The organism is Zavarzinella formosa DSM 19928 (assembly GCF_000255705.1).
Classification (GTDB): Bacteria; Planctomycetota; Planctomycetia; order Gemmatales; family Gemmataceae; genus Zavarzinella; species Zavarzinella formosa.
Window position 1 is genome coordinate 2,048,844 of sequence record NZ_JH636439.1, and the last position, 5,756, is coordinate 2,054,599.

Annotated in this window: 9 protein-coding genes and 1 tRNA gene; 4 read left to right on the top strand and 6 right to left on the bottom strand. The window is 57.8% G+C overall.

The genetic code is table 11. The features are described from left to right. Positions 1–682: 682 nt before the first annotated feature. The 4 genes from BGIM_RS0109695 (at position 683) to BGIM_RS0109710 (ending at position 4,052) form a co-directional block, all read left to right on the top strand. A complete protein-coding gene (locus tag BGIM_RS0109695; protein WP_020469589.1) occupies positions 683–1,741 on the top strand; it encodes a DUF1559 domain-containing protein in 1,059 nt (352 codons plus the stop codon). Between the two features lie 94 nt (positions 1,742–1,835). Then, complete coding sequence (locus BGIM_RS57220; RefSeq protein WP_020469590.1) at positions 1,836–2,249, top strand: hypothetical protein; 414 nt, start codon at positions 1,836–1,838, stop codon at positions 2,247–2,249. Between the two features lie 259 nt (positions 2,250–2,508). Further along, a tRNA-Leu gene (locus BGIM_RS0109705) sits at positions 2,509–2,592 on the top strand. 128 nt (positions 2,593–2,720) lie between these two features. Next, positions 2,721–4,052: a tyrosine-type recombinase/integrase gene (locus tag BGIM_RS0109710; RefSeq protein ID WP_020469591.1), complete on the top strand. Its 1,332-nt coding sequence runs from the start codon at positions 2,721–2,723 to the stop codon at positions 4,050–4,052. A 7-nt stretch (positions 4,053–4,059) separates the two neighbouring features. Here the strand turns inward: BGIM_RS0109710 and BGIM_RS0109715 are convergent, their stop codons facing one another. From BGIM_RS0109715 to BGIM_RS0109740, 6 genes are all read right to left on the bottom strand, one after another. After that, positions 4,060–4,332, bottom strand: coding sequence for a MerR family transcriptional regulator (locus BGIM_RS0109715; protein ID WP_020469592.1), 273 nt, complete (start codon positions 4,330–4,332; stop codon positions 4,060–4,062). 57 nt (positions 4,333–4,389) lie between these two features. Beyond that, positions 4,390–4,698, bottom strand: coding sequence for a zinc ribbon domain-containing protein (locus tag BGIM_RS0109720; protein ID WP_020469593.1), 309 nt, complete (start codon positions 4,696–4,698; stop codon positions 4,390–4,392). A gap of 21 nt (positions 4,699–4,719) precedes the next feature. Further along, the gene (locus tag BGIM_RS0109725) at positions 4,720–4,998 is read right to left on the bottom strand and encodes a hypothetical protein (RefSeq protein ID WP_020469594.1); all 279 of its coding nucleotides are present in this window, start codon (positions 4,996–4,998) and stop codon (positions 4,720–4,722) included. 40 nt (positions 4,999–5,038) lie between these two features. Further along, positions 5,039–5,173, bottom strand: a complete 135-nt coding sequence (locus BGIM_RS67780) for a hypothetical protein (protein ID WP_020469595.1) — start codon at positions 5,171–5,173, stop codon at positions 5,039–5,041. Then, a complete protein-coding gene (locus BGIM_RS0109735) occupies positions 5,173–5,388 on the bottom strand; it encodes a hypothetical protein (RefSeq protein ID WP_020469596.1) in 216 nt (71 codons plus the stop codon). Before BGIM_RS0109735 ends, BGIM_RS67780 begins: the two co-directional genes overlap by 1 nt. Further along, on the bottom strand, positions 5,385–5,756 hold a 372-nt coding region (locus tag BGIM_RS0109740), incomplete at its 5' end, for a hypothetical protein (RefSeq protein WP_029629898.1). The genes BGIM_RS0109735 and BGIM_RS0109740, both read right to left, overlap by 4 nt.

The following is a 5,756-nucleotide window of genomic DNA, read 5'->3' on the forward strand; positions in this document are numbered from 1 at the left end:
TTTATTCTGGGACTGCAAACCTGAGTGACTGCTCCTCGAAAATGGTCCTGCGGCTCAACTCTCAGAGGCTGATCCATGCCCTCCCCCACCAACCCGGCACCGCCCACTGTCCCGAATGCGGACACTTTATTGCTCGCCGACGATGACACTTTTCCGTTCCTCACCATCTTGGACGTGGTCATCGGCACGACCATTGAGGATTCGCGGTGTGCCAATGCTGACCGCTTTCACGTTCCTTCTTGTTAGAAGGCAAATGGGAGGGCTTCATTTTTCGGCGAATGACGAGGCTCGCCCACGCATGCTCGTCGTTGAAAAAAATTCCCATCACGAAATGTCCGGGCAAAAGCCGCTTCAGAATCGCAGAACATTGGTCTTTTACCCACAAGTGTAAAAAATCGCGGGTCGGGCCTTCCAATTCACTTGGGAATAGATGCGGGAGAATTCATTCCGGGTTCGTCGCAGAGGACCGTTACTCAAAGCCGATGCCAAAGAGGAAAAAAAGACTTATCAAGGTGTGAAAGATCAAGGAGCAAAACTTCATTGATTTTCAAGTAGGCAAACGGATCTTGTTACATTAGAATTTGATGAGATGATGACATCTTGGTTTATCCAAGATTTATCTCTCTGTCACATCAATCGGAAATTTTCCTTTTTTGATCTTCTCCTTTCCGGGAGTACACCCATGATCCGGCGTCGGAGTGGTTTCACGCTCGTAGAGCTATTGGTGGTGATTGCGATCATCGCCATCCTGATCGGCCTGCTTCTGCCCGCCGTGCAGAAGATCCGGGAGGCTGCCAACCGGATGAAATGTTCCAACAATCTCAAGCAGTTCGGGCTGGCGGCCCACAACTACGAGAGCACGAATGGCACGCTGCCGCCAACGCAGCACACCACCGTGATCGCCGGGGCGACTGTGTCGTCGGGCGCGCCGTTGCAGGCATTGCTCCTCCCCTATTTCGAGCAAGCCAACAAATACAATCAGTTCGACATGAACTACAACGTCAACAGTGATGCCGCCATTGCCGCGAGCATCCCGGCGAAGGCCAATGCCAACGCCGCCGCCCGCGCCGGGGATGTGCCGATTTTCCTCTGTCCGTCCGACCCGTCGCAGATGTTCACCTTCACGAACGCCGGCCGGCAAAACTACTTTGCTTCCCTGGGGGCCTACGCGAATTACCGCGGTGGCGGTGGCTCTCTCGACGGAATCTTCTCGATTCCGTTTCCCTCGGCGGGATCAATCATGAACGGCTTCTCGTTCGGCGCCATCACGGATGGCACAAGCAACACGGCGATGTTCGCGGAAGTCATGCGTTCGCGGGAGACCAACGCGTCCACGGGTTCGGGCATCCGCGACAACATCACGGTCATCATCAATAACTCTAACACGGGTTACAATGAGACCGACGGAACGACCATCTCCATGTGTGTCGACGGGTCGAACTGGGATTCCTCGATTAAGTATGTCGGACAGCAATACTACCGCAACCTGCCAAGCAACTTCGTTTACACACATACCGTGCCGATCAACTACAACCGTAAGGTGGCGTCTGGCGTCCAGCATTACAATTGCGGGAATGCTGCTTTCAGTTCGATGCACATCGGCGCCAGCAGCTATCACACCGGCGGGGCCAACGCCTGCATGGGAGATGGGAGCGTCCGATTCTTCCGCGACACCACCGATATCGCGATCTGGCGCGCCACCGGTACCCGAGCAGGCGGCGAGACTGTAACGGCCAACTAAACCGTGACAGCCAACGAACTCAGAAATCGCTAAATTGTAAGACGGCGGGCAAAAAAGCCGCCGTTTGTTTTTTCAAAACGTTTGAGATTTTATCATGATCCGACAGATCGCCTTTGTGGCTTTCGCGTCAATGTTCGTACTCGGCACGGTTGGTTGTTCCCCGGAGACAAAAAGCACCGCCCCCGTACAAGCCGGAATGACAGACACCCTGATCGAAGTTAGTTCCATGATCCGACTTTATTCCGGGAAGGCCAACAAGGGGCCGACTAAACCGGCCGATCTCGCCGAATTCGAAAGTGGTTGCCCGATCGGATACGCCGCCGTGAAATCCGGTGAAATCATTGTGATATGGGGCAAGAAAATGGGGGGCGAAGGAGTCAAGGGTTCGGACGAGTTAATCGCTTATGAAAAAAAAGCTCCTTCCGAAGGCGGGTATGTCTTGCTCAATGACGGCACGGTCAAAAAAATGGAACCCTCCGACTTGGTTGCCCGCGGAGTGAGCAAGTAATCCGGTCGTCAGGACGTTGTCTTGTCCTGGTGATGCACAACTGACCGACAAAATCTTTTGGGCCGAGCGCGATCAGGGAGTTTTTTCAGATCAGACGCAACAATCTGCAAACCAGACTGCCATGCTTCTGTCCATACATTCAAAGAGTCTTGCAACAAAATCAGCATTATCGGTCATTCGTGCAGCCCGCCTGAACCAGAAACCGGCCCGGATTGTCTTGACGGAGAAAGAACGAATCATAACCTGATGTGACACTAATGCCGAGGTGGCGGAATTGGCAGACGCGCTAGCCTCAGGAGCTAGTACTCGCAAGGGTGTGCAGGTTCAACTCCTGTCCTCGGCACTGCTTACTGGGCAAGCACTTACGGCGAAAGCCGGGGTGCTTGCCCTTTGTCGTTACAATGCCATTGGCAAAGTTTTGGCAAAGTTGTTGCACTGATATGGCACTGACGTTGCACGAGGAGCCGCACCATGGCGTCCCTGCAAGAGCGGAACGGCAGTTACCGCGTCCAGTTTTTTCACCACGGCAAACTCCAGGGCTTCACCATTGGCAAAGTCTCCCAGGAGGAGGCGAACGCCAAGATGGCCCAGGTCGAGTACCTTTTGCTCCGGCTCAAGCAGAAGCTCGTCGCCATCCCGGACGGGGTGGACATCGCCACCTTTCTTGAGCATGACGGCAAGCCGCCGTCAACCATCCCCACCCTGCCCGAAACCAAACGCCAGGCCGTCACCCTCGGCCACCTCCGCGACCGCTACCTCGACGCCCACGGCAACGGCACCGTCGAGGCGAACACCCTCTACACCATCAACATCCACCTGGCCCACGCCTGCCGCGTCATGGGCGAGGAGCTGCCGGTCGGCGAGATCGACCTCGGCAAGCTCCAGGATTACGTCAACAGGCGGGTCAACAAGCCTGGCGAGTCAAAGCCCGGAAAGGTCGGCGTCGTGACCGTCCGCAAGGAGCTGGCCACCCTTCGGGCCGCGTGGAACTGGGGCGAGCTTTCCAAACTCACCTCCGGCAAGTTCCCCAACAAGGGCCTGCGGTTTCCCAAGACCGACGAGAAGCCGCCGTTCATGACCATGGACGAGGTGACGCGAAGAGTCACGGCCGGGGGCGACCCGGAGGTGTTGTGGGAGAGCGTCTACCTGCTCCTGCCCGAGATCGAGGAGATGCTGGCCGTCATCAAGGCAAACGCCCTTCATCCCTTCGTCTACCCGCTGGCCGTCTTCGCCGCCTACACGGGCGCCCGCCGGAGCGAGATCATGCGGGCCCAGATCGGGAATGTGGACTTCGAGGGCCAGGCGGTCGTGATCCACGAGAAGAAGCGAAGCCGCGACAAGCGGACGCACCGCCGGGTTCCCATGACGCCGCAACTCGACGCCGCCCTGCGGGAGTGGCTGGAGATCCATCCCGGCGGCCCGCACCTCTTCTGCCACGGTGCTGTTGTGCCGCGGAGCAAGAAACGAAGCCGGACGACGGGCCACCAGAGCGAGGGGAAGCGACCTTCGGGGCTAAAGGGGAGGATGGCGACGGTGAGGAACCGGGGAAGCGTCGCCCCTGCCCCGTTGTCTCCGAGGGAGGTGTATGACCAGTTGAGGGCGGCGGTGAAAGGAACGAAGTGGGAGGCTCTGCGGGGCATGCACTTTTTAAGACACAGCTTTTGCAGCCACCTTGCCATGAAGGGGGTCGATCAGCGCATGATCGACGAGTTCGTCGGGCACCAGTCGGAGGAGCAGAAGAAGCGTTACCGGCATCTGTCGCCGAACAGCAAGGCCGACGTGATGAAGTCGGCCTTTGCGTGAAGCGGGATTACCGCTTGAGGGGCAACAGACCGTCACGCCTGAACCTCTCAAGCTCCTGGTGGGAGACAACCCATGACTGGTAAGCCCCCCGACCCGATCCCTTCTTCTCCGCGCTGATCCGGCCCATCCTCGCCCAGTTACGCACCGTGAACTCGGCCTTGCCGGCGAGGATGGCAAATTCCTCGATGGTATAGAAATCTTTGACCGTCTGCCGCTGCACCAGCACGGCGAGCATTTGTTCGACACGATCCATCCACGTTTTCAGTTCGGCGTCAATCATGGCTGCTCCTTAAACCGCGTCCGTGCGGGATTGTCCTCCGTGTCGATTCGGGTGTGGTTAGCTGTCGGCGGGGTTGTCTGGCGGGAGCGTGACGCGGAAGACCGTCTTACACGTCTTGCATTGCAGCCGCTTCCCGTCCAGTTCGCGGCCGACGCCGAACGCCGTCTCGCATCCGGGGCACGTCACTTCACTGGCGGCCTCATTCTTCGGGGCCGGCTCGCGTCCTTGCGTTTCCGCCCCCTCGTCCGCAAACTCTTCGTCGGCCAGCCTGAGCAGGAGTTCGCGCTCCGCGTCCAGCTTGAGGACGGCCTCCCGGAACGAATCGACGGTCAGGCCCGCCAGTGGAACGAACGTGGTGATGGCCACGCCGCTGAACCGCGTCAGGCATCAGTGGCCGTCTGCAAGCCGGTCGTTCCGGCGCATCAGGAATTCCAGCGCCTTCCTGGGCGGCACGGCCCACCGGCCCTCCCACGCCGCCAGCACAAGGCGTACGCCCTCGACGCCCGCGCCCCGGATCGCCTCGGCTTTGACGTGAGGGCCTGTTTGGTCGCGGCGGACGGTCACGTCATACGGGTTGGTTTCCAGATCCAACCCCAGTTCCTCGCAAATCTCAACGACACGGCTGTTGACCTTTGCCTCCAGCCACAAGTCTTCCGGCTTTTCCATAGATGCTCCATAAAAATCCGCGTCCGTGCGGAATCCTCTCCTATCGCTTCAATGGTTGCTTGGGCGGGTCATTCGGCGAGGCAACGGTTCTCTCCGGCTTTTCTCGGCCGGAGAAGAACGCCTTGAACGCCTCGGTCAGCACTTTTCTCATCGATGGTGGCAGCGTGTAGCTCATCACTTGTCCTTTCGTTCCTCCTTGGCTGAAGGCAGCGCCAGCAGTCTTCGCCGTTCATGAATCGCATCGGCCTCGTACCCTTGAATGATTTCACTTAAGGAGGAATAAAATGCCTTCCAGGCATCCCCTTGCTCACTTTCCAGAAGACAGTTACTGATGATGTCGAGCAATTTGCCCGCACCATTGTGGGCGTGATGGTTGATGAGGCGGGTCATGCGGCCTTCTCCCCTTGCTTGGCGGCGAGTTCCTTCACCCGAGCCTCAAACTGCTCCCTGGCTTTTTTGTCATGGAACACTGCCAGAGCGTCCCGGTAAGGCAGGCTCAAAAAGGCGGTTCGCTCCAGCCGCCACGACGGGAGGAAGATCGCCATCACGTCAATAAAGAGACAGAACACCTCATACATGAACAGGTTTGTGAGCGGCCGGACGATTGGCCGGACGTACACATAAAAAAACATCATCAAGCCTCCCACAAAAAAAACGGGGATCAGGAAGGCGTACTGTCGGATGAAATCATCGTTCTGTTGCATTGTCTCTCCTAAATAGGTCCCGCCCTGCCCGAAAGTATCGGTGATTTTAGACAG

Bases quoted from the DNA above. Each gene is read 5' to 3' on its own strand.
- BGIM_RS0109695 (WP_020469589.1), top strand. From the start codon at position 683: ATGATCCGGCGTCGGAGTGGTTTCACGCTCGTAGAGCTATTGGTGGTG.
- BGIM_RS57220 (WP_020469590.1), top strand. From the start codon at position 1,836: ATGATCCGACAGATCGCCTTTGTGGCTTTCGCGTCAATGTTCGTACTC.
- BGIM_RS0109710 (WP_020469591.1), top strand. From the start codon at position 2,721: ATGGCGTCCCTGCAAGAGCGGAACGGCAGTTACCGCGTCCAGTTTTTT.
- BGIM_RS0109715 (WP_020469592.1), bottom strand. From the start codon at position 4,332: ATGATTGACGCCGAACTGAAAACGTGGATGGATCGTGTCGAACAAATG.
- BGIM_RS0109725 (WP_020469594.1), bottom strand. From the start codon at position 4,998: ATGGAAAAGCCGGAAGACTTGTGGCTGGAGGCAAAGGTCAACAGCCGT.
- BGIM_RS67780 (WP_020469595.1), bottom strand. From the start codon at position 5,173: ATGAGCTACACGCTGCCACCATCGATGAGAAAAGTGCTGACCGAGGCG.
- BGIM_RS0109735 (WP_020469596.1), bottom strand. From the start codon at position 5,388: ATGACCCGCCTCATCAACCATCACGCCCACAATGGTGCGGGCAAATTG.